Origin of the sequence: Kineococcus gurbantunggutensis, from assembly GCF_050871925.1 — a bacterium.
Taxonomy (GTDB): domain Bacteria; phylum Actinomycetota; class Actinomycetes; order Actinomycetales; family Kineococcaceae; genus Kineococcus.
On record NZ_JBJLSG010000034.1, the window covers coordinates 11,833 to 33,985 of the forward strand.

The window sequence follows — 22,153 nt, forward strand, 5'->3', positions numbered from 1 at the left end:
GCCGGTGTCCACGCAGCTGCTCAGCGGCAGGGCCGCCCGGAGCGAGCGCGTCGTCTCCGCCCGGCTGCACCGCCCGGAGACGATCGCCGGCTACGTCTTCATCCTCCCCACCGTCGTCCTCTTCGCGCTCTTCGTCGGCTACCCGATCGTGCGGGCGGTCTACATCAGCCTGACCTCCTGGACCGGTTTCGGCGACCCGGTCTTCACCGGCCTGGACAACTACGCGCGCATGGCCGCCGACCCCGTCGCCCGTGCCGCGTTCGTGCGGACCCTCGCCTTCGCCGCGGTCACCACCGTGCTGCAGACGCTGGTCCCGCTGGTGGCGGCGGTGCTGATCAACAGCACCTGGAGGCGCTTCGGCGTCGTGGCCAGGACGCTGCTCTTCATCCCCGGCATCGTCTCCTTCGTCGTCACCGGGGTCGTCTGGCGCCTGGTCCTGGACCCCAACGTCGGCGTCGCCAACCGCCTGCTGGACTCCGTCGGCCTCGAGACGCTCTCGCGCACCTGGCTCGGTGAGGCGCAGACGGCACTGCCCACGATCATCGTCGTGGCCCTGTGGCAGGGCCTGGGGCTGAACATGCTGATCTTCTTCGCCGGGCTGCAGGGCATCGACCCGACGCTGTACGAGGCCGCCGAGACCGACGGCGCCAACGCGTGGCAGAAGTTCCGCTACGTGACCGTCCCCGGGCTGCGGGTCATCACCACCATCGTGGTCAGCTTGAACCTGATCAACGGGTTCAAGGCGTTCGACCTCATCTACGTCATGACCCAGGGAGGCCCCAACCACGCCAGCGAGGTCATGGGCACCCTGCTGTACGGGCTGGCCTTCGGCTCCACCTCCGGGTCGGTGCCGCAGTTCGGCTACGCCTCGGCCATGAGCATCGTCGTGCTGCTGCTGTGCACCGCCGCCGTGACCGCCCAGATCGTCCTGAACCGGAGGGCCGCTCGATGAGCGTTCACCCCACCGCCCCCCACCGCCCCGACGTGGCCGCGCCGGCGGTGCCGTCCACCCGCCCCCGCAGCCCGCACCGCACCCGGCGCACCCTCACCCGCTCGGTGACGGCCGTCGTGATCGGCGTCGTCTGCCTGGCGGTGGCCTCACCGCTGGCGTGGATGATCTCCACCTCCCTGCGGCCGGGCAACACCGTCTTCACCGGCAGCTTCCTGCCCGAGTCCCTCACCCTGGACGCCTACCGCCAGGTGCTCTCCACCACCGACTTCGGCACGCACTTCTGGAACAGCGTGTGGATCACCGTGGCCACCGTGGCCGGGGTCCTGCTCTTCGCCACGCTGAGCGGCTACGCCTTCGCGCGGCTGTCCTTCCCCTTCAAGAACGTCATCTACCTGCTGCTGCTGAGCACGCTGATGATGCCCTCGACCGCCCTGATCCTGCCGCTGTACCTGCAGCTGCGCGACCTGGGCCTGCTGGACTCCCAGACGGGCCTGCTGGTGCTCTACGTCAGCGGGTCCACGCCCTTCGCCATGTTCCTCATGCGCGCCTTCTTCGAGACCCTGCCCCTGGAGCTGACCCAGGCCGCCCGCATCGACGGCGCGGGCGAGTTCACGATCTTCTGGCGGGTGATCCTGCCGCTGACCCGACCGGGCCTGGCGACCGTGGTCATCTTCCAGTTCCTGAGCACCTGGAACGAGTTCCTCATGGCCAACACCGTCCTGCAGGACACCGGCAAGCTGCCCCTGCAGCCGGTGCTGTTCAGCCTGCTGGGGCAGTACTCCACCAACTGGCCGCTGCTGACCGCCGGCCTGGTCCTGTCCGTCATCCCCATCATCACCGTCTACGTCTGGATGCAGCGGCAGTTCGTCGCCGGCATGACGCTGGGCGCTGTCAAGAACTGAGGTCTCCCGTGCCCATCACCACCATCGTCCTCAACGTCACCGACGTGGAGCGCTCCGTCGCCTTCTACACCGACCACCTGCAGGCAAAGCTGCTGGGAGCGGTCACCGAGGCCGGCGCCACCCTGGACGTGCTCACGGCCACCCTGGAGCTGGTGGCCGTCGGGCCGCAGGCCCCGGCCTCCACCTGGGTCCCCGACGACCTGCAGCGCGGCTTCCGGCACGTCGGCTTCAAGGTCGACCGCGTCGACCCCTACGTCGAGCGGCTCAAGGACGCCGGCGTGCAGTTCCACCTGGAGCCGATCGAGGCCGAGGGCGGGGTGCGCATCACCTTCTTCCGCGACCCCGACGGGACCCTGCTCGAGCTCGTCGAGCGCGACCTGCAGTACACCCGGGTCCTCGACGAGGCCGGCGTGGCCGCCGAGCGGGCCCAGGGCGTGCCCGAGCGCCCCCGCTTCGACCACGTCGCGCTCACCGTGCACGACCTGCACGCCACCGAGGCCAGCTACGCCCCCCTCGGCTTCACGCCGATCGGCGCGATCGCCCAGCCGCACGACGCGCGCGGCTTCGACATCCACTACCTGAAGTCCGGCGACACGGTCCTGGAGGTCTTCACCTACGGGGTGGACAAGACCGGGCGGGCCCCGCAGCTCGACGCGCCCGGCTACGTCGCCGCCGTGCTCGCCACCGGGACGCAGGGGCAGGCGGGACCGGGCGCGGTCGCGGCACCCGGCCTGCGGCCGGTCGGCGCGGTGGGCGGGCGCACGGTGCACGCCGACGGCGACGGCTTCACCACGGTCCTCGGCGGCTGAGCGGTGCTGCGCCCCTCCGACCCCACCTGGATGCGCCCGCTGCCGGGCACCGGGCTGAGCGTGTCGGCCGTGACGCTGGGCGGTGCGCCCCTGGGCAGCATGCCGGAGAACTTCGGCTACGAGGTCGCCGAGGACCAGGCCGTCGCGCTGGTGCGGGCCTGCCTGGACAGCCCCGTGCGCACCATCGACACCGCCAACGGCTACAGCGCCGGGCGCAGCGAGCAGCGCATCGGCGCGGGCATCGCGGCCCACGGCGGGCTGCCCGGCGACGTCGTGGTCGTCACGAAGGTCGACCCGCGCGGGGGCGACTACTCCGGCCGGCGCGTGCGCGCCTCGGTCGAGGAGAGCCGCCGCCGCCTGGGCCTGGACCGCCTGCCCCTGGTGCACCTGCACGACCCGGAGTTCCACCCCTGGGAGGTGATCACCGCCGCCGGCGGAGCGGTCGAGGCGCTGGCCGACCTGCGCGAGAGCGGAGCCGTCGGCAGCATCGGCCTGGCCGGTGGTCACGCCCCCACCATGGCGCGCTACCTGCGGCTGGGGGTCTTCGACGCGCTGCTGGTGCACAACCGCTGGACGCTGGTCGACCGCAGCGCCGGGGAGCTGATCGAGCAGGCCGCGGCCCAGGGCGTCGGCGTGGTCAACGCGGCCGTGTACGGCGGCGGGATGCTCGCCCGCCAGCAGGACGAGCAGGACCAGCGGGACCAGCACGGCGCGGTGCGGGACGGGGGTGCCCGGCCCACGTACGGCTACCGCCCGGCGCACCCGGCCACCGTGCGCGCCGTCGCACGCATGCGCGAGGTGTGCGCCCGGTACGGCACCGACCTGGCCACCGCCGCCCTGCAGCACTCCCTGCGCGACCGGCGCATCGCCACCACGGTCGTCGGCATCAGCAAGCCCCGGCGGCTCGAGCAGGTCGTCCGAGCCGCCGGCGCGGACCTGCCCGAGGCCTTCTGGCAGGAGCTCGAGGAGCTCGTTCCGGCCCGCGAGGCGTGGCTGGACCACCAGGACGCCGCCTGACCCGCCGCCCGGCCCACCGCTCGAAGCCCCACCCCGCCCCAGCTCCCAGCACCCAGCACCCAGTGAGGAACCCCATGCCCCTCGTCAGGATCGACATGCACCAGCACCTGGCCGACAAGCGCGCGGTGATCAGCGCCGCCGTCCACCGCGGTCTGGTCGCCGGCCTCGGGATGCCCGAGGACGACCTGTTCCAGATCTTCCGCCTGCACGAGCCCGGGGACCTGGTCTACTCCACCACCTTCCCCGACGCCGACCGCGACGACATCGTCTTCGTGCAGATCCTGCTGGCGCGCCTGTACGACGCCGCGCAGAAGCAGGCGATGGGCGCAGCGGTCGTGCGGGAGCTGGTCGCCGAGGGGGTGAAGGCCGACAACGTCCTCATCGCCTGCACCGAGAACGAGGGCCCCGACTGGTTCGCCCCCTCGCGCGACTTCGGTCAGCAGGTGCTCAGCCGGTGACCGCGCGCAGCGACCTGCCCGCCGACTTCGTGTGGGGCACGGCCACCGCCGCCTACCAGGTCGAGGGCGCCGCCGCGCTGGACGGGCGCGGACCCAGCATCTGGGACACCTTCGCCCGCCGGCCGGGCGCCGTCGTCGGCGGCGACACCGGCGACGTCGCGGTGGACCACTACCACCGCTTCGGCGAGGACGTGGACCTGATGCGGGAGCTGGGGACGAACGCCTACCGCTTCTCCCTGTCCTGGTCCCGGCTGCTCCCGGAGGGCACCGGCACGGTCAACCGGGCGGGTGTGGACTTCTACCGCCGCCTGGCCGAGCGGCTGCTCGAGCGCGGCGTGGCACCCTGGGCGACGCTGTACCACTGGGACCTGCCGCAGGCCCTGCAGGACCGCGGCGGCTGGCTCGAGCGCGACACGGCCGAGCGCTTCGCCGACTTCGCCGCCACGGCCCACGACGCCCTCGGCGACCTCGTCACCTCGTGGATCACCCTGAACGAGCCCTGGTGCGCGGCCTTCCTCGGCCACGGCTCGGGGGTGCACGCCCCCGGGCTGCAGGTCGGTGCCCGCGCCTCCCACGCCGCGCACCACCTGCTGCTCGGGCACGGGCTGGCCGTCGACGCGGTCCGGGCCGGCCGCAGCGGCGCCAGCGTGGGCGTGACGCTGAACCTGTACTCGGTGCGGCCGGCCTCGGACGGCGCGGCCGACCGGGACGCCGCGCGGCGCGTGGACGGGCTGCAGAACCGGTTCTTCCTCGAACCCGTGCTGGCCGGGCGCTACCCCGAGGACGTCGTGCGGGACCTGGGCGAGCAGGAGTGGTTCGCCGCCAACGCCGCCGACCTGGCGCGGATCCAGCGGCCGATCGACTTCCTGGGCGTCAACTACTACAGCCGGCACACCGTCGCCGCACCCGACGCCGCGCCCCTCGCCGCACCCGACGCCGCACCCGACGCCGCACCCGACGCCGCGCCCGGCGCCGTCCGCAGCCCCGCCGCCGGCGAGAGCACCTTCGGCCCCGCCTTCCCCGGCAGCGAGGACGTGCGTTCGGTGGACACCGGCGCACCCCGCACCCACATGGGCTGGCCCGTGGTGCCCGAGGGCCTGGTCGACGTGCTGGAGCAGGCCCACGCGCTGGCACCGGCGCTGCCGCTGCACGTCACCGAGAACGGCTCCGCCTACCCCGACACCGTCGGCGGGGACGGCCTCGTGCACGACGCAGAGCGCCTGCGCTACCTGCAGCAGCACGTCGACGCCTGTGCCGCCGCGCGCGAGCGCGGCATCCCGCTGCAGGGGTACTTCGTCTGGAGCCTGATGGACAACTTCGAGTGGGCCTGGGGCTTCAGCCGGCGCTTCGGGCTGGTGCACGTGGACTACGCGACCCAGCAGCGCACGGTGAAGGACAGCGGGCGCTGGCTGCGCGCCTTCCTGCGCGAGGGCGCCACCACCGCCGACTAGCCCCCGCTCCAGCGCGCCCCGGCGGCGCCCTCCCGGCGGCGCGGGGTGCCCGGCCGCGCGGGCGCCTCGGCGCCGGTCGGGCGCGGTGGTGTAGGAGATGATGTGGCCCCTCGGCAGCAGGAGCCGAGCGGTGCGCCCTCCCGGAGGGCGGTGAGGAGCCGACCGGAACGTCCGCGCGGCCTGCAAGGAGGGGGTCCGGTGGCTGCGAAGTTCTCGAGCCGCTCAGCCACGGAGACCGGTCGGGCCATCGTCGACCTCGTGCGCTCCAGCGGTGTGATCAGCAGGGTCGAACTGGCCGAGCGCTCGGGGCTGACCGGTGCCTCGATCTCGCGCACCGTCAAGCGCCTGCTGGACGACGGCCTGCTCGTCGAGACCGGCCAGGGCGACCCCACCGGCGGCAAGCGCCGCACGCTGCTGGAGCTGAACACCCAGGGCCGCTACGCGGTGGGCGTCTCGGTGGACGACGCCCGCCTGACGTACGTGCTGATCAACCTGCGCGGGCAGGTGGTGGGGCAGCTGACCTCCGGCGGCGCCGGACCCGCCGAGCCGCAGGTCGTGGTCCGGCGCATGGCCAAGGAGGTCATGGGCCTGCTCAAGCGGCACCGGGTGCGCTCGGTGCGCGACGTCACCGGCATCGGCGTGGCGATCCCGGGGCGCCTGGACGCGCGGGGGCACTCGATGCGCGCCTCGCGCGAGGCCACCGACTGGGAGCAGTACGCCCTGGAGTCCGCCCTGGGGGAGGCCACCGGCCTGCCGGTGACGCTCGAGCACGACTACGTCTGCGCGGCGCTGGGGGAGTTCTGGGTCGGGCGCATCCCGGCCACGGCCGACTTCATCTGCTTCTACGCCGCGACCGGGTTCGGCGGGGGCATCGTCCTGGAGGGCGAGGTCTACCGCGGCGCCTCCGCCAACGCCGGCGAGATCGGGCACATGACGCTCGACGTGGACGGCCCGCTGTGCTGGTGCGGTTCCCGCGGGTGCCTGGAGGCCTTCGCCGGCCCGCGCACCGTGGTCGCCAAGGCCCTGGCCCGGCGCGAGGTGGCCACCCGGCTGGGCTTGACGGGCGCGCCGCAGGACCTGCGGGCCGACTTCGCCTCGATCGCCGCCGCGGCCGTGGCGCAGGACGCGGACTGCTCCGCCCTGGTGCAGGAGTCGGCCCGCTACGTCAGCGCCGCCGTCCTGTCCCTGACCAACGTGATGGACCTGGACCGCGTGATCCTCTCGGGCCCGGCCTTCGCCGAGGCAGGACCGCTGTACCTGAGCGCCGCGCAGGAGGCCGTGAGCACCCTGTCCTTCATGCGGCAGGTGCACCCGGTGACCATCGAGCTGTCGCAGCTGGGGCTGAGCTCCGCCGCCGTGGGCGCGGCCACCGTGGCCCTGGACGAGAACCTCCTGGCCCCGGCCGGCCCACCCGCGGAACCCGCCGGTGAGCGCGCCCCGCTGACCGCGAGCCGGCGTCGCCGCAGCAGGGCCCTCGGCTGAGGATCCCCGCCCGGCGGGCCGTCACCCGCCGGGCCGTCACCCGCCGGGCCGTCACCCGCCGGGCCGTCACCCGCCGGGCCGTCACCCGCCGGGCCGTCACCCGCCGGGTCGTCAGGGGTGGATCAGCGCCTTGATGCACGAGCGGTCCGAGGCGACGGTGTCCAGGGCCCGCCCGTAGGAGCCCAGGTCGAAGCGGTGGGTGACCATCCCCTCGGTGCGCACGGTGCCGCCGCGCAGCGCCGCCACGGCCCGGTCGAAGCTGAACGCCTGGGTGTAGGAGCCCTTCAGCGTCAGCTCCCGGCGGAAGACCTCGTTGGTGCTCAACGGCACCCGGGCCGCTTCCGGGGCCATGCCGAAGAAGAGCACCGTGCCGCCGTCGCGGGTCAGCGGCACGCACTGCTCCTGCACCGCCGGCGCGCCGGTGGCGTCGACCACGACGTCGTAGCCGTCCGGGGCGCCGTCGCGCAGCCGCGCGCTCGTCGCCGCCGGGTCGGCGCGGTCCACCAGCACCGTCTCCGACGCCCCCAGGGCCCGCGCCAGGTCCAGCTTGGCCCGGGTGGGCGCCGCCACCGTCAGGCGCCAGGCGCCGCTGCGCGCCAGCAGCTGCGTCAGGACCAGCCCGGTGGTCCCGGCGCCGAAGAGGAGCACGTCGCTGCCGGGGGCCGGGGCCAGCACGTCCAGGGCGTGCACCGCGCAGGCCACCGGCTCGGCGAAGGCGGCCACCTCCAGCGCCAGGTCGTCCACCGGGTGGCACTGCCCGGCCGGGGCGGCGACGAACTCCGCGAAACCCCCGGGCTCGGTCACGCCCAGGTCGCGCAGCCGGGTGCAGTACATCGGCATGGCCCGCCGGCAGTTCGTGCAGGTGCCGCAGGAGACGCGGTTGTTCAGCGCGACCAGCTGGCCGACCCGCAGGTCCTGCACGCCCTCCCCGACCAGGTCGACCTCGCCGACGATCTCGTGGCCGGGGGTGAACGGGTAGCGCGGGGAGAACTCCCCGTGGTGCAGGTGCACGTCGGTGCCGCACACCCCGGCCGAACGCACCCGCAGGCGCACCTCACCGGCGGCCGGGTGCGGGTCGGGCCGGTCGGTGAGCGCGAACGAGCGCGGGGCGTCGTACCAGATGGCCTTCACGGCGTGGTCCTCCTGGGTTCCGGGGTCGGGCGCCGGCGACCGGGCGGTCACCGGCGGCGGGGTTTCAGCCGTGCCCGCCCGCGCCGCTCCCCGCCAGCAGCGCGGCGGGGTTGTGCACCAGCAGCGCCTCGACGACGGCTCCACCCAGCCGCTGCTGCAGACGGGGCACGAAGCGCCGGGGCAGGTAGTCCAGCCCGGGCATCCCGCCGTAGGCGCGGTAGCGGGAGCGGCGGGCCACGTCCCCGCCCAGCAGCACCCCGGCCGGGCCCGCTTCCCCGACCACGCGCTCCAGGCAGTCCAGGATCGCCGAGTCCGGCGCCTGGCGGTGCCGCGCCGCGCCGTCGTAGCCGAGGACGGCGCCGGCGGCGATCAGCTCCACGTGCAGACCGGGGTCGAGGTTGCGGTCGGCGTGCGCGAGCACCACCCGCCGTGCGGGCAGGCCGTTCTCCCGCAGCACCTCCAGCACCTCCCAGGCCGCCGAGCCGTGCTCGAGGTGCACCATCAGCGCCACCCCGCTCGTGCGCGCCGCGGCCGCGGTGGCGGCCAGCACGCGGTGCTCGAAGGGGCTGATGCGCCAGTAGCCGACGCCCGCCTTGAGCAGTCCGGCGCGCACCGGGTGCCCGTGCGGTCCCCGCGCCGACGCGCCGCGCTCGCGCACGTCCTCGGCCGGCAGCCCCTCGAGCACGTCGGCCGTGAAGCGCTCGGTGAGCTCGTCCACGGAGGCCCCCAGGAGCCAGTGCCCGGGCGGGTAGTGCTCCTGGCGGTGCGCGCCGCTGGTGTGCACCACGGTCAGGCCGGTGCTCGCGCTGATGCGCGCGACGGCCGCGGGCCGGCGCCCCAGCCCCGTGGGCGTGGCCTCCACCACCGCGTCCACGCCCGCCGCCCTCAGGGACGCGGCCTCGCGGCCGCTGGCGTCCTCGTCGTCCAGGTCCTCGCCCGGCAGCAGGGCGGTGACCTGGAACAGGTGCTCGTGGTAGTCGCAGCGCCCCAGCGCGCCGGCCGGCACGTCCGCGAGCACGGTGCGCACCGTTCCGGGCGCCAGCGGTGCGGGCGCGCTCACAGCGCCTCGAACCACGGCTCGAGGCGCCGGTAGGCGTCCAGGAACACCTCGTGCTCGCCGCGGTAGCGCTCGTGCGCCGCGGCGTCGGGAGCGAGCTCGACGCCGCGGGCGCTGAAGCGCTCGGCCACCGCGAAGCCCTCGTAGGCGCCGACGCCGACCCCGCCGACGACCGCAGCGCCCACGGCCGTGGCCTCGTCGACCAGGTCCAGCCGGCGCACCGGCACGCCCCAGACGTCGGCGAGGATGCGCAGCAGCGCGGGGGAGTTCGCCGCGCCGCCGATGGCGTCGATGCGCCCGACGTCCGCGCCGTTGTCCACGAAGGCCTTCAGGCCGGTGCGCAGGTTGAACGCCACGCCCTCGACCACGGCCCGGGTCAGGTGCTCGGGGCCGTGGTGGCGGGCCAGGCCCGCGAAGACCGCGCGGGCCCGGGGGTTCCAGTACGGTGAGCGCTCGCCCAGGAGGTGCGGCAGGAAGTACAAGCCGTCCTCGCTGGCCCGCACGCCCGCCGCGGCGCCCAGCAGGCGCTCGTAGCGGGAGGCCCCGCCCGGCTCGAGCAGGTCCACCACCCACTGCAGGGAGGCGCCGCCGGCCTGCATCGTGGCGGTGGGCACGTAGCGCCCGGGCACGACGTGGTTGAACGTCATCGTGCGCATCAGCGGGTCGTGCAGGGGCGCGTCGGCGGCCAGGGAGATCCACGAGGAGGAACCCAGGTAGGCGTAGGCGCCGCAGGCGGCGTCGACGACGCCGGCGCCCAGCGCGCCCACGGGGCCGTCGCCGCCGCCGAGCACCACCGGGGTGCCGGCCAGCAGACCGCTCGCGGCGGCGGCCTCGCGGCCGACCCGGCCCACCACGGTGGTCGAGGGCACGATCTCGGGGAAGAGGCCGGCGTCGAGGCCGGCGGCGGCCAGCAGCTCGCCGGACCACGTGCCGCTGCGCTGGTCGAAGGCGTTGGTGCTGGAGGCGTCGGAGGGGTCGGTGACCACCTGCCCGGTCAGCCGGGCGACCATCAGGTCCTTGGCCTGCACGACGTGGCGCACGCGCTCGAAGACCTCGGGTTCGTGGTCGCGCACCCACATCACCTTGGACAGGGAGTAGGTGGCGTTCAGGCGGTGCCCGGTGGTGCGGTAGCCGGCGTCCATCCCGACGCGCTGCACGAGCTGCTCGCTCTGCGCCGTCGACCGGGTGTCCGCCCAGATGATCGCCGGGCGCACCGGTGCGCGGGCGGCGTCCAGCAGCACCGCCCCCATCATCTGCCCCGAGAAGCAGACCGCCTCCACGGCGGCCGCGGCGCCGGGGCGGGCGTCCAGCAGCTGCCGCGTCGCGCGGCACAGGGCCTCCCACCACGCCCCGGGGTCCTGCTCGGCCTTGCCGCGCGGCCCGAAGTCGGTGCCGTAGGGGGCGGTGGCGGCGGCGGCGACCGAGCCGTCGGCGTCCACCAGCGTGGCCTTGTCGCCGGTGGTGCCCAGGTCGTGGGAGAGGATCACGGGTGCAGCTCCTCGCTCGATCGTCTGGACGGCTCGGGTGGTGCCGGGTGGTGCCGGGTGCTGCCGCTGGGGACCGGCGCGGCTGCTTCAGCGCAGGGAGAAACCGCCGTCGACGAGCAGTTCGGTGCCGCAGCAGTACGCCGCCTCGTCGCTGAGCAGGTACTGCACGGCGCCGGCGACCTCCTGCGGCGTGGCGAAGCGCCCCAGGACGGTCTCGCGGCGCCACTGCTCGTGCATGTGCGCCTTGAGGGAGTTCAGCGGGGTGTCGACGTACCCGGGGGAGACGGCGTTGACCCGCACCCCGCGCGGTCCCCACTCCACCGCCAGCGAGCGGGTCAGCGCGCTGACGCCGGCCTTGGAGGTGTTGTAGGCGCTCTGGCGCTGGGGCGCGTTGACCACGGCGTTGCCGGACATGGAGGCGACGTTGACGATCGCCCCGCCGCCGCGGGCCAGCAGACGGCTCCCGAACTCCCGGCAGCTGAGGAAGACCCCGCGCAGGTTCACGCCCACGACCAGGTCGAACTGCTCGACCGACATCTCCTCGGCGGCCACGTCGTCCTCGACCACCCCGGCGCAGGTGACCAGGTCCACCGGTGCGTCGTCCTGGGCGTACAGGGAACTGACCGCGGCGCGGACGGACGCCTCCGAGGTCAGGTCCACCTCGGTGCCCTCGACACCCTCGGGCAGGTCGTCCAGGCCGCGGCGGTCCAGGGCGTGGACGCGCGCCCCCTCGGCCAGCAGGGCGGCGCACAGGCTCAGGCCGATGCCTCCGGCGCCGCCCGTCACGGCGATGCGGCGCCCTGTGAAGCGTTGAGTCATCGATGCTCTCCTTCGCGGCGTCGGCGTCGACACCCGATGTAGTGGTACTACCAGGAACAGCGCTGCGCAAGGTGCCGGCCGGTTCCCGTCTGCGTCCGTGCGGCGACCTCGCGGGCCTCCTAGCGGAACCGCACGGAAAGGGTGTAGTCCTACTACCACCACTGACGGCAGGAGATTCCCATGACGTTCTCCCCGCCCGTGCCGGTGGCGGAGCCAGGAGCGCTCAGCATCGGCACCGACGGCAGCATCGGCGGCCGCACCGGCTCGTACGTCAAGCACCTGCGGGACCTGGACGGCGTGTACCGCGACCCGGTGGCCTTCGCCGCCCCGCTCGAGGAGCGCGGCGGCGGTGCGCTGGCGTACCGGGTGCAGGAGCACCGGACCGGCCACGGCCCCGGCGCGCTGATCGTGGGGACCTCCACGCTGCTGCCAGGCCGGGTGGGGGAGGAGTACGCCCTGACCCGCGGCCACCTGCACGCCGTCGCCGACCGCGCGGAGCTCTACCACTGCCTCAGCGGGCGCGGGGTGATGCTCCTGGAAACCCTCGACGGGCAGTCCCGCGCCGTCCCCCTCAGCGCCGGCCGGGCGGTGCACGTCCCCGGGCACTGGATCCACCGCAGCGTCAACGTCGGCGACGAGCCGTTCGTCACGCTGTTCACCTACCCGGCGGACGCCGGCCAGGACTACGGCCTGATCGCCCGGGCCGGCGGCATGGCGCAGCTCGTCGTCGAGGACGGCACCGGCGGCTGGAGGACGCGCCCCAACCCGCAGCACCGCGGGTACCGCGGACGGGGCGGGGCGTGAACACCGCACCGGGAACCCCCGGCGGAACCCCCGGCGGAACCCCCGGCGGAACCCCCGGCGAGACCCCCGGCGTCGCGCTGCCGGCGCCGGCCGGCGCACCGACGCTGTACTTCATCGGCGTGAGCACCGCACGCTCGTCGATCCGCACCGTCTTCCCGCAGTGGGCCGCGCGACTGGGCCTGCGCGAGGCCCGCCTCGAGGGGATCGACCTGCCGCTGCACGCCCCGCGCGAGCACTACCGCGACGTGGTGGACTTCATCGCCGCCGACCCCCTCGGCCTCGGCGCGCTGGTGACCACCCACAAGATCGACCTCTTCCGCGCCTGCCGCGACCGGTTCGACGTCGTCGACCCGCTGGCGCAGCTCACGGGCGAGGTCAGCTGCCTGTCCAAGCGCGGGGGGCAGCTGGTGTGCCACGCCAAGGACCCCGTCTCCTCGGGCCTGGCCCTGCAGGCGCTGCTGCCGCCGCGGCACTTCGAGCGCACCGGCGCCGAGGCCTTCCTCATCGGTGCCGGCGGGTCGGCCACCGCCATCAGCTGGTACCTGACGCGCCCGCACCACGGCGCGGACCGGCCCTCGCGCGTCATCGTCTCCGACCGCGACCCCGAACGGCTGCAGAGCCTGCGCGCCCTCCACGCGCGACTGGCCGGCGACGTCCCGATCGAGACCGTGCACGCCACCGGGGCGACCGACAACGACGACGTCCTGGCCGGCCTGAGCCCCGGCGCCCTGGTCGTCAACGCCAGCGGGCTGGGCAAGGACGCACCCGGCTCCCCGCTCAGCGCTGCCGCGCGCTTCCCCCGCTCCGCGATCGCCTGGGACCTGAACTACCGCGGCGAGCTGGTCTTCCTGGAGCAGGCGCGAGCGGCGGGGCACGTGCAGGCCGTGGACGGCTGGGTGTACTTCCTGCACGGCTGGACCCGGGTCATCGCCGAGGTCTTCGACATCGACATCCCCACCAGCGGTCCGCAGTTCGAGGCGCTGGAGGAGATCGCGGCCGGGACGCGCCGGTGAGCGCCGCCCGGCGCGTCCTGGTCACGCCCCGCTCGCTCACCTCGGCCGGTCTGGACGCCGTGCCCGAGCTCGACCCGCTGCGCCGGGCCGGCCTGCAGCTCGTCCCCGGGCCGGCGGGCAGGGTCCCCGGCGAGGAGGAGCTGACCGCCCTGCTGCCCGGGTGCGCCGGCTGGCTGGCCGGCATCGAGCCGATCACCGCGCCGGTGCTGGCCGCCGCCGACGGCCTGCGGGTCATCAGCCGCAACGGCGCCGGCACCGACAACGTCGACCTGGACGCCGCCCGGCGCGCGGGCATCGCCGTCGAGCGCGCCGCCGGGGCCAACGCCCGGGGAGTGGCCGAGCTCGCGCTGGCGCTGGCGCTGGCCGCGCTGCGCCACGTGCCGTGGTCCTCCGCCGCCCTGCACGAGGGCGGCTGGCAGCGCTGGCGGGGCCGCGAGCTGGCCGAGTGCACCGTCGGCGTGGTCGGGCTCGGCGCGGTGGGCCGCCGCGCGGCCGGCGCCTTCGCAGCGCTCGGCGCCGCCGTCGTCGCCCACGACCCCCTCACCGGCGTCGAGGTCCCCGACGGCGTGCGCCCGGCGCCGCTGGAGGAGGTGCTGCGCACCAGCGACGTGCTGACCCTGCACTGCCCGCCCCCGGCCGACGGCACGGTGCTGCTCGGTGCCGAGGCGCTGGACGCGCTGCCCGCCGGTGCCGTGCTCGTCAACACCGCGCGCGCGGCCCTGGTGGACGACGGGGCGGTGCTGGCCCGTCTGGAGTCCGGTGCGCTGTCGGCCTACGCGGTGGACGCCCACGACGGCGAACCGCCCGCCCCCAGCGCCCTGCTGCGCCACCCGCGCGTCATCGCCACCCCCCACGTCGGCGGCTACACCGGCGCCGGCGTCAGCCGGGCCACGCGTCACGCCGTCGAGAACCTGCTGACCCACCTGGTGCCCCGGTGACGGCCGCGGGAACACCCTCGGTGCTGGAGGTGCTCAGCAGCGGCGCCCAGCAGCTGCGCCCCTCCGAGCGCAAGGTCGCCGCCGCGGTGCTGCGGGCCCCCACCCGCGTGCTGGGCCTGAGCATGGCCGGCCTGGCCGAGGCCGCGGGGGTCAGCGAACCCACGGTGATGCGCTTCGCCACCGCGCTGGGCTACTCCGGTTTCCAGGCCTTCAAGATCGACCTGGCCCAGGCGCTGGCGATCGGCCTGCCGGTCACCCACTCCGCCATCGAGCCCGACGACACCGTCGAGGCGATGGCCGGGAAGATCTTCGACCACACCCTCAGCAGCCTGGATCGGGCACGGCGCTCGCTGGACACCACCCGGCTGGCCCGCGCCGTCGAGGTGCTCCTGGCCGCCCGGGACGTGCTGTTCCTCGGCCTGGGCGCCTCGGGGATCATCGCTCAGGACGGCCTGCAGCAGGGCGTGCTGCTCGGGGTGCCGTGCGCGGCGCCCAGCGACCTGCACCAGCAGCACATGGCCGCCTCGATGGCCGGACCGGGGACGGTGGTGGTGGCCATCTCCAACACCGGGCGCACCACCTCCGTGCTGGAGGTGACCGCGCGGGCGCGCGAGAACGGGGCCACGGTCATCGCCGTGGTCGGCGGTCCCAGCCCGCTGCTCGACCTCAGCGACGTCGGGCTGGTCGTGCGCACCTTCGAGGACACCGACACCTTCACGCCCACGGTCAGCAGGCTCGCCGGGCTGGTGCTCATCGACGTCCTGGCCACCTCCGTGGCCGTGCGCCGAGGTTCCGCGCACCTGCAGCGCGTGCACGAGATGAAGAAGGCCCTCTCCCGGTTCCGCGGCAGCGGCGACCCCCACCACTGACCCGACCCGCGTCCCGCCGCCGCAGCACCGCTGCGCCGGCGACAGCACCCTCGGCGCCCGCCACCGCCCTGCGAGCGTGTGCACCCCTATCCTCGGCCCGACCGCTGCACCCCCCTGGCGAGGAGAGCCCCCGTGCCGACCGAAGAACCGCGCGCTGCCGCGCTGCTGCGCGCGCCCAGGGCGGGAGCGCAGCGGGTGGCGCTGGTGTGGAAGCGCCGCCGGCTGCGCCAGGACGTCGAGGCGGTCGTCGCCGGGTACGTCAGCGGCCTGCACCCGCGGCAGAACGTGGCCGAGGGCTTCAGCGCGTACCGGCGCTGGTCGGTCTTCGCCACCGGCCGCGGCACCGTCGCGGTGGCGGTGAAGGTGGAGCACGTCTCGGCCACCTCCACCGACAGCGTGCCGCGCCCGGACTGGGAGTACGGGCTGCTGCTGGAGCTGCGCACCCTGCTGCAGCAGCACGGGCACCAGGTCGAGGAGACGAGGACCGACTGGCGGGTCACGGGCCTGGAGGTGCGTTCCTGACACCGCCCCGACACACCGCCCCGACGGCGGCCTCGCCGCAGCGCCCTCCCACCGGTGTCCGCGAGGATGGACGCCGTGATCGAGGTGTCGGTGGTGGGGGAGCAGGACTGGCGCGCCTGGCGCGCGATGCGCCGCCAGGCGCTGGCCGAGGCGCCGTCGGCGTTCTGCTCGACGCTGGCCGGGTGGAGCGGGGACGGTGACCGGGAGGAGCGCTGGCGCGCGCGCCTGCGCGAGGTCGCCCTCAACCTCGTCCTGACCCTGGAGGGGCGACCGGCCGGCATGGTCAGCGCCACCGACCCGGGCCCCGACGGCGCGGTGGAGCTGATCTCGTTGTGGGTGGCGCCCGGTGCCCGCGGTCGCGGCGTGGCGGACGCCGCCGTGGAGGCGGTCCTGGACTGGGCCCGGCGCGAGCACCCGGGCGCTGCGGTGGTGCTCTCGGTCAAGACCGGCAACGCCCCCGCGGTCCGCCTGTACCGGCGGCACGGCTTCGTCGACGCCGGCCCCGGCCCCGCTGACCGCGCCGAGCAGCGCATGCGTCACCGGTGACCCGCCGTTCCCGGGGGAGCGGGCGCGCCCCGGTGCGGCACGTGCCCGAGGCCGGGGCGGCCGGTCGGGTGGAGCCGGGGGCTCACCGGGTCAGCGACAGGAGGTCCTCCCCGCGTGCGTGCAGCGACGCGGTCGTGGCCCCGTCGTCCAGGCCGGGACGCATCGCGGTCTCCCAGCGGGCGTTGAAGGCCACGACCCACGCCGCCGCCGCCGCTGCGGTCCGCTGCTCGGCCCCGTCGAAGGGAACCCCGCGGGCCCGCTCGTGGTCCAGCAGGAACCCCAGCGCCTCCTCCGGGGTGGACAGCCCGCCGCCGCTGGTGGAGCTGGTGGCGAAACCGGCGGCGCTGAACCCGGCGGTGACGGCCTCGCTGTCGGCGACCGGCTCCCGGTCGAAGGCGCCCACCAGCTCCCCGTCGGCGACCGCGACGTTGCCGGCGCACCAGTCGGCGTCGATGCGCCCGGCGCGGAAGCGGAGCGCGCTGATCGACCGGCCGAGGCGGTCGCGGGTGCGGGCGTCGAACAGCGAGAACACCCGTGCCGGCGAGCCGGGACCGAGGACCGCTCGCTCGGTCCCCGACAGCGCCGCCGGCGTGCCGTCGAGCGCTGCGCGGATCGCGTCCTCGGGGGCCGCCACACCCGGGACGGTCCCACGGCCCGCCCCGACGGGCACTGCTGCCGACCGTGCGTCCTGGACCGTGGACAAGGTGCCGCCCGCTGCTTAGCATCGGCGTGACGGTTGCCCGGTCGAATGACCGTGGTGCGTGGACGACGCGGGGGAGTACCGATGGGTGCACGGCCGATGATCGAGCGACGCGGTCTGATCGGCGCCCTGGCGCTGACCGGGGTCGCCGTGGCCACCGGGGCCGGCGCCCCGGCCGCGTCCGCCGCGCAGCCCTGGCCGGGCAGCGCGGACGCCGCCCTGCAGCGCCTGCTGGCCGGCAACGCCCGCTTCGCCGCCGGGCGCGCGCGCCACCGCGGTCAGGACGTGGACGCCGTGCACGGCAGCGCCCAGGGGCAGCACCCGTTCGTGATCGCCCTGGGGTGCTCCGACTCGCGCGTGCCGCCGGAGATCCTCTTCGACGAGGGCGTCGGCGCCGTGTTCGACCAGCGCGTGGCCGGCGGCATCGTCGACGACGCGATCCTGGGCAGCATCGAGTTCGCGGTCGGCGAGTTCGCCCCGCCGCTGCTGCTCGTGCTCGGTCACGAGCGCTGCGGCGCGGTCAGCGCCACCGTCGACGTCGTGCAGAACGGCGGGCGCGCGCCCGAGCACGTGCAGAGCATCGTCGAGGCCATCGCCCCGGCGGTCCTCGCCGTGCGCGAGCAGCCCGGGGACCTTGTCGAGAACGCGGTGCGCGAGAACACCCGCACGGTGGCCGAGCAGCTGGTGCGCCGCAGCCGGACCGTCCGCCGGGCGGTGCGCGCGAACCGCCTCGACGTCCGCGCCGCCCGCTACGACCTGGACACCGGCCTGGTCGAGCTCCTCTGACGCGCAGCCCCGCCGGCCGGCGGGTTTCGCGGGCCGGGGCGCAGCCCGGACGGCTACGGTGCCCGGGTGGAGCCGGGCGAGGTGCGGGCGCAGCGCCCGCGCACGCCCGCCGGTCCCCCGCGGCACCGGCGCACCCGACCGCTGCAGGAGGTGGCGCCGTGAGCGCTGGACGAGCCGTGCTGGGGTCCTGGCCCACCCCGGTGGAACCGGCCCCGCGCCTGGCGGCCGCGCTGGGGCTGTGCCCGCAGGACCTGTGGATCAAGCGCGACGACCTCTGCGGCCTGGCCGGCGGCGGCAACAAGGTGCGCAAGCTGGAGCACACGATGGGGGCCGCGCTGGCGCACGGGGCCCGCGCGGTCGTCACCAGCGGAGCCGCGCAGAGCAACCACGCCCGCCTGACCGCCGCCGCCGCGGCACGGCTGGGGATCGGCGCGGTGCTGGTGCTGGAGGGCGCGGCCCCGGCGCAGCGCGGCGGGAACCTGCTGCTCGACGAGCTGCTGGGCGCCCGCGTCGTGTGGGCCGGCGACGTCGGTGCCGAGGAGCTGGCGGCTCGGGTGGAGCAGGAGGCGTGGGCGCTGCGGGCGGCGGGGACGCCGGCGCAGGTCGTGCCCTTCGGCGGTTCCAGCGTGCTGGGCGCGCGCGGGTACGCGCACGCCGGTGCCGAGCTGCTGCAGCAGGTCCCCGACCTGGAGACGGTGGTGGTGGCCGTGGGCTCGGGGGGCACCATGGCCGGGCTCGTGCACGCCCTGGGGGCGCAGCGGGTGCTGGGCGTGGACACCGGCGCGATCGCCGACCCCCACGAGCGCGTGCGGGCTCTGGCCGCCGGGCTGGCCCGCGAGGACGGCGCTGCGCAGCCGGGCGAGCTGCGGTTGCGCCGCGACCAGGTGGGGCGGGGCTACGGCGCGCTGACCCCCGCGGTGCGGGCGGCGCTCTCGCTGGTGGCGCGCAGCGAGGGGGTCGTGCTCGACCCGGTGTACACCGGTCGCGCCGCGGCCGGTCTGGTCGCGGCGGTGGCCGAGGGCGAGGTGCGTTGCGGGCAGCGCACGGTGCTGCTGCACAGCGGGGGGCTGCCGGGGTTGTTCGGCCACCCCGACGCCGCGTCCCTGGCCGGTGCCTGAGGCGGTGGGCACCGGCACTGGTACCGGTGCGGGCCCAGCAGGCGGTCCTGGACCCGGCGCCGGGCACCGCGCCAGGATGGTGCGCGTGCAGGAGGCAGCAGGACGGGGACCGCACCGCCGAGCCCGGGCGGGGGTGCGCCGGTGAGCGGGTCGGCGCTGGTGCTGGCCGGTCGCGGGCGCTACCAGGACCGCTGGCACGACGACGCCGCCAGCGCGCACCTGATCGCCGGTGCGCTCGGTGCGGCCGGGCTGCGGGTGCGGGTGCGCGGCACCGCCCTGCACGCCCTGTCCGGGCCGGGGGGCCGGGAGGACGGGCAGGACGGGGAGCCGTCCCTGATCGTCGTCGTGGCCGGCACCGGTCGCGTCGATCCGGACTGGGACGGCGACGACGCGGCGTGGGCGCCGTTCCACGCGCGGCTGGCCGCGCTGGTGGCCGGCGGTGTGCCGCTGCTGGCGGTGCACCAGGCGGCGAACACCTTCACCGACGCGCCCGGGTGGGCGCGGTCGACCGGTGGGCGGTGGGTGCCCGGGGTCTCGATGCACCCGCCCATCGGGCCGGCGCGCTTCGAGGCGGTGCCCGGTGAGGAGCACCCGGTGGTGGCCGGGCTGGGGCCGGTGGAGGCCTTCGACGAGCGCTACTGCCACCTGCAGGTGGAACCGGGTTCGCGGGTGCTGCTCACCACGGAGCACGAGGGGGTGGCGCACCCGGTGGTGTGGCAGGCCCCGGGCCCGGGGCGGGTGCTGTACGACGGTCTGGGGCACGACGCGCGTTCGTACGAGAGCGCCTCACGCCGCGAACTGCTGCGGCGCGAGGTGGCGTGGCTGCTGAGCGGGGACCGGGACGTTCCGGGTTCCCCGACGAGCCCACCGCCCGCCGGACCGTGACGCGGACCGCCCGGGCGTGGGTCGCGCGGGTGCGGCGGCCGGGGTGGAGCCGCTGCGTCGTGCAGGGCGGTGACCGGGGATCGTCCACCACCCGCGCGCCGGCAGAGCCGGCGCCCCGGGGGGCTGCCCGGCACCGGCACCGGTTCCTGGGTGTCCCCGGTCGACCCGCCCGTCGGCGACGACCGCGACCCCGAGGAGCAGCAGGCGCTCGCGCAGATCACCGAGTTCACCACCACCGGCAACGCCTACCCGCTGCTGGAGGCCATCCGGGCGCACCAGCCGGGAGAACCCGGAGACCGTCCGGGAGGTCGTCGGCCTGCTGGTCGCCGTCAGCTTCTTCCCCGCCGGAATCACCACCGCCTCGCGGGCGCGGGTCGAGATGACCTGTAGCGACCTCGTGTACTCGGACCACGCGGCCCGCTGAGGGTGCTTCGCCGCCCTCGAGCGAGCCGAGATCTCCGCCAGAGAGGTGTGAGCCGGTTTCCGGACCGTGCGCTGACAGGTGGCGCCGTGGAGCGGGACGGCGGGACCGGCGTCCGTCGGGGTGCTCTTGCTGCGATAGCACAGGAAGCGGTGCTGCGCGTCCGAACGCTCCCTCGTACGTACTGCTGCGCAGGCGGGCTGGTCGTTCACCGCTCCCTCCCCACACTGGAGAGCGCGCGGAGGTGACGAGAACCTGCGCGGCTTTCGGTGGAGGAGGAGTTCGATCGTGTCGTGTTCGTCTCGCCCGAGGGCCACGGTGCCCACCGCGCGACCACGTCGGGGCCTGCCGGCAGTCCTGGGAGCCGCTCTCAGCGCTGCCCTGACTGCGGCCGCGCTCCTGACGGCTGCTGCTCCGGCATCTGCGTCAGGAACGCAGACGATCGCCGCCGCCGCGGACGCCGGCGTCTTCAGCGGTCAGCCCACCACCAACTGGGGCAGCAGCACCACCGCCCGCATCGATCACTCCTCCAGCGTCGACCGCCCGTGGTACGTGCGCTTCCCCGCTCCTGTCGTGCCGGCGGGAGAGCGCATCGTGGAGGCGCACCTGCGGTTCACCACCAAGGCCCTCAGCGCCGGCTACAGCGCCGCACCGGCGATCGAGGTGACCGGCACGAGCACCGGCTGGTCGGAGTCGACCCTCACGTACGCCAACCGGCCCGCTGCCAGCGGTACCGTCAGCGGCACCGCTGCACCCGCTGTCGTCGGCGCCACCAGCGACGTGCTGCTGCGCGGCTACGGCGGTGGGCCGCTGTCGCTGGTGGTCCAGGCCAGCGACAGCGGATCGGCGCACGTGTTCTCGCGCGAGGACAGCGGCGGGCGCGGGCCGGTCCTGGTGGTCAAGACGGCCAAGGCCGGTGTCCAGCCGGACCTGTCCCCGGCCAGCGGCAGCTGGCTGGGCTGGTACCTGTCGGGCAACGCCGACCTGCGCACCACCTCGGAGGGCGCCTACGGGCGCCAGGCGGACGCCTTCCGGCGCTACTACTCCCTGTCCCAGTCGGGAACCTGGCCCAGCGCCGCCGACACGGCCATCGCCACCGCCGACTCCGGCCGCCGCGTCCTGTTCGCCTCGGCCAGCTCCAAGTGCTTCGGCACCTGCCCGACCAGCGTGAACGGGCGTGCTCTGCCTGCTCCCGGGCTCGTGGTCACCACCGCCGGGCCGGACTTCAACGGCTCCTACTACACACCGCAACAGATCAGCAGCGGTGCTCTCGACCCGGCCATCGACGCCCAGGCCGCCAGGATCAAGGCCAGCGGGATCCGCTTCGTCCTGGACTTGATGCCCGAGGTCGACACCGTCACCGAGAAGATGGACGACACCACTCCGGTGGCCGCTTACGGCGGGCTCACGCTGCGCGACTGGTGGGAGACCACCTACCCCGCGGCCTTCCGCCACTGGGTCGACCGGCTGAAGGCCCAAGGGGTCACCGGTGTCACGTTCGCCGTGGACTACGCCGGCTTCCGCAGCGACGACACGGTCTACACCCGCACCTATCCCGGCGACGCCTACGTCAGCTGGATCGCTTGGGATCCCTACGACTTCCGCTGCACCAAGGGCGGTGTCAAGCCCACCTGGAGCACCTTCTACACCAAGCTCGAGAACGGTCTGCTCGGCACCGGCGCGAAGACCAAGAGCTACGGGCTGTTCGAGACCGGCGTCGGGCCGGGCACCGCCGGCAGCGCCTGCCGGGTCGCGTGGATCAACGGGATGGCCGAGGCGGCTGCAGCCCTGCCGAAGATCAAAGCGGTCCTGTACTTCAACCGCGCCAGCGCCGACTACAACCTGGACAGCGACCCGGCCGTGCGCAGCGCGTGGATCTCGGAGATCAAGAGCCCGTACTTCAACCAGCCGCACAGCTGAGCTGATCCCCGGGGCCCACCCCCGACGTCCAGGTGGTGTGGCGACCCGGGCGTCGACGAGAGCGTC

Annotated in this window: 23 protein-coding genes; 18 read left to right on the forward strand and 5 right to left on the reverse strand. The window is 75.1% G+C overall.

Annotated elements, in window-relative coordinates; genetic code table 11:
- Positions 1–4: 4 nt before the first annotated feature.
- From ACRYR7_RS08920 to ACRYR7_RS08950, 7 genes are all read left to right on the forward strand, one after another.
- Positions 5–952 carry a carbohydrate ABC transporter permease gene (locus ACRYR7_RS08920; protein ID WP_432571723.1) on the forward strand — a complete coding sequence of 316 codons (948 nt, stop codon included), beginning with the start codon at positions 5–7 and terminating at the stop codon, positions 950–952.
- Positions 949–1,854, forward strand: coding sequence for a carbohydrate ABC transporter permease (locus ACRYR7_RS08925; protein WP_432571724.1), 906 nt, complete (start codon positions 949–951; stop codon positions 1,852–1,854). The genes ACRYR7_RS08920 and ACRYR7_RS08925 overlap by 4 nt, the downstream gene beginning before the upstream one ends.
- 8 nt (positions 1,855–1,862) lie before the next feature.
- A complete protein-coding gene (locus tag ACRYR7_RS08930) occupies positions 1,863–2,663 on the forward strand; it encodes a VOC family protein (RefSeq protein WP_432571725.1) in 801 nt (266 codons plus the stop codon).
- Between the two features lie 3 nt (positions 2,664–2,666).
- Positions 2,667–3,680 (forward strand): aldo/keto reductase, encoded by a 1,014-nt coding sequence (locus ACRYR7_RS08935; RefSeq protein WP_432571726.1) that lies wholly within the window; start codon positions 2,667–2,669, stop codon positions 3,678–3,680.
- A 74-nt stretch (positions 3,681–3,754) separates the two neighbouring features.
- A complete protein-coding gene (locus ACRYR7_RS08940) occupies positions 3,755–4,138 on the forward strand; it encodes a tautomerase family protein (protein WP_432571727.1) in 384 nt (127 codons plus the stop codon).
- Positions 4,135–5,589, forward strand: coding sequence for a glycoside hydrolase family 1 protein (locus ACRYR7_RS08945; protein WP_432571728.1), 1,455 nt, complete (start codon positions 4,135–4,137; stop codon positions 5,587–5,589). Before ACRYR7_RS08940 ends, ACRYR7_RS08945 begins: the two co-directional genes overlap by 4 nt.
- Before the next feature lie 198 nt (positions 5,590–5,787).
- Complete coding sequence (locus tag ACRYR7_RS08950; protein WP_432571729.1) at positions 5,788–7,071, forward strand: ROK family transcriptional regulator; 1,284 nt, start codon at positions 5,788–5,790, stop codon at positions 7,069–7,071.
- Positions 7,072–7,182: 111 nt separating this feature from the next.
- On the opposite strand, the gene ACRYR7_RS08955 is transcribed toward ACRYR7_RS08950, so the two are convergent.
- The 4 genes from ACRYR7_RS08955 to ACRYR7_RS08970 form a co-directional block, all read right to left on the reverse strand.
- Entirely contained in the window at positions 7,183–8,202 is a 1,020-nt protein-coding gene (locus ACRYR7_RS08955) for a zinc-dependent alcohol dehydrogenase family protein (RefSeq protein ID WP_432571730.1), read from the reverse strand.
- 64 nt (positions 8,203–8,266) lie between these two features.
- Positions 8,267–9,262: a phosphotriesterase family protein gene (locus ACRYR7_RS08960; protein ID WP_432571731.1), complete on the reverse strand. Its 996-nt coding sequence runs from the start codon at positions 9,260–9,262 to the stop codon at positions 8,267–8,269.
- Positions 9,259–10,746 (reverse strand): xylulokinase, encoded by a 1,488-nt coding sequence (locus ACRYR7_RS08965; RefSeq protein WP_432571732.1) that lies wholly within the window; start codon positions 10,744–10,746, stop codon positions 9,259–9,261. Before ACRYR7_RS08965 ends, ACRYR7_RS08960 begins: the two co-directional genes overlap by 4 nt.
- A gap of 87 nt (positions 10,747–10,833) precedes the next feature.
- Positions 10,834–11,565 carry an SDR family NAD(P)-dependent oxidoreductase gene (locus tag ACRYR7_RS08970; RefSeq protein WP_432571733.1) on the reverse strand — a complete coding sequence of 244 codons (732 nt, stop codon included), beginning with the start codon at positions 11,563–11,565 and terminating at the stop codon, positions 10,834–10,836.
- Between the two features lie 180 nt (positions 11,566–11,745).
- Here ACRYR7_RS08970 and ACRYR7_RS08975 point away from each other — a divergent pair, with 180 nt between their 5' ends.
- The 6 genes from ACRYR7_RS08975 (at position 11,746) to ACRYR7_RS09000 (ending at position 16,257) form a co-directional block, all read left to right on the forward strand.
- Positions 11,746–12,369 (forward strand): glucose-6-phosphate isomerase family protein, encoded by a 624-nt coding sequence (locus ACRYR7_RS08975; RefSeq protein ID WP_432571734.1) that lies wholly within the window; start codon positions 11,746–11,748, stop codon positions 12,367–12,369.
- Positions 12,370–12,446: 77 nt separating this feature from the next.
- On the forward strand, positions 12,447–13,382 hold the full coding sequence (locus tag ACRYR7_RS08980) for a shikimate dehydrogenase family protein (RefSeq protein WP_432571756.1): 936 nt from the start codon (positions 12,447–12,449) through the stop codon (positions 13,380–13,382).
- Complete coding sequence (locus ACRYR7_RS08985) at positions 13,379–14,320, forward strand: NAD(P)-dependent oxidoreductase (RefSeq protein WP_432571735.1); 942 nt, start codon at positions 13,379–13,381, stop codon at positions 14,318–14,320. Before ACRYR7_RS08980 ends, ACRYR7_RS08985 begins: the two co-directional genes overlap by 4 nt.
- Complete coding sequence (locus ACRYR7_RS08990; RefSeq protein WP_432571736.1) at positions 14,317–15,189, forward strand: SIS domain-containing protein; 873 nt, start codon at positions 14,317–14,319, stop codon at positions 15,187–15,189. Before ACRYR7_RS08985 ends, ACRYR7_RS08990 begins: the two co-directional genes overlap by 4 nt.
- 132 nt (positions 15,190–15,321) lie before the next feature.
- Positions 15,322–15,711 (forward strand): hypothetical protein, encoded by a 390-nt coding sequence (locus ACRYR7_RS08995; RefSeq protein ID WP_432571737.1) that lies wholly within the window; start codon positions 15,322–15,324, stop codon positions 15,709–15,711.
- Positions 15,712–15,786: 75 nt separating this feature from the next.
- Positions 15,787–16,257 (forward strand): GNAT family N-acetyltransferase, encoded by a 471-nt coding sequence (locus ACRYR7_RS09000; RefSeq protein ID WP_432571738.1) that lies wholly within the window; start codon positions 15,787–15,789, stop codon positions 16,255–16,257.
- 82 nt (positions 16,258–16,339) lie between these two features.
- Here the strand turns inward: ACRYR7_RS09000 and ACRYR7_RS09005 are convergent, their stop codons facing one another.
- Positions 16,340–16,891: a hypothetical protein gene (locus ACRYR7_RS09005; RefSeq protein WP_432571739.1), complete on the reverse strand. Its 552-nt coding sequence runs from the start codon at positions 16,889–16,891 to the stop codon at positions 16,340–16,342.
- A gap of 165 nt (positions 16,892–17,056) precedes the next feature.
- Between ACRYR7_RS09005 and ACRYR7_RS09010 the strand changes: the two genes are divergently transcribed.
- From ACRYR7_RS09010 to ACRYR7_RS09030, 5 genes are all read left to right on the forward strand, one after another.
- A complete protein-coding gene (locus ACRYR7_RS09010) occupies positions 17,057–17,743 on the forward strand; it encodes a carbonic anhydrase (RefSeq protein WP_432571740.1) in 687 nt (228 codons plus the stop codon).
- A 158-nt stretch (positions 17,744–17,901) separates the two neighbouring features.
- Positions 17,902–18,861, forward strand: coding sequence for a pyridoxal-phosphate dependent enzyme (locus ACRYR7_RS09015; RefSeq protein ID WP_432571741.1), 960 nt, complete (start codon positions 17,902–17,904; stop codon positions 18,859–18,861).
- A gap of 141 nt (positions 18,862–19,002) precedes the next feature.
- A complete protein-coding gene (locus tag ACRYR7_RS09020; RefSeq protein ID WP_432571743.1) occupies positions 19,003–19,746 on the forward strand; it encodes a ThuA domain-containing protein in 744 nt (247 codons plus the stop codon).
- Positions 19,747–19,896: 150 nt separating this feature from the next.
- Positions 19,897–20,136: a hypothetical protein gene (locus ACRYR7_RS09025; RefSeq protein ID WP_432571744.1), complete on the forward strand. Its 240-nt coding sequence runs from the start codon at positions 19,897–19,899 to the stop codon at positions 20,134–20,136.
- 349 nt (positions 20,137–20,485) lie between these two features.
- A complete protein-coding gene (locus tag ACRYR7_RS09030; RefSeq protein WP_432571745.1) occupies positions 20,486–22,087 on the forward strand; it encodes a CBM96 family carbohydrate-binding protein in 1,602 nt (533 codons plus the stop codon).
- Positions 22,088–22,153: the final 66 nt, after the last annotated feature.

Bases quoted from the DNA above. Each gene is read 5' to 3' on its own strand.
- ACRYR7_RS09010 (WP_432571740.1), top strand. From the start codon at position 17,057: ATGATCGAGCGACGCGGTCTGATCGGCGCCCTGGCGCTGACCGGGGTC.
- ACRYR7_RS08970 (WP_432571733.1), bottom strand. From the start codon at position 11,565: ATGACTCAACGCTTCACAGGGCGCCGCATCGCCGTGACGGGCGGCGCC.
- ACRYR7_RS08975 (WP_432571734.1), top strand. From the start codon at position 11,746: ATGACGTTCTCCCCGCCCGTGCCGGTGGCGGAGCCAGGAGCGCTCAGC.
- ACRYR7_RS08925 (WP_432571724.1), top strand. From the start codon at position 949: ATGAGCGTTCACCCCACCGCCCCCCACCGCCCCGACGTGGCCGCGCCG.
- ACRYR7_RS08940 (WP_432571727.1), top strand. From the start codon at position 3,755: ATGCCCCTCGTCAGGATCGACATGCACCAGCACCTGGCCGACAAGCGC.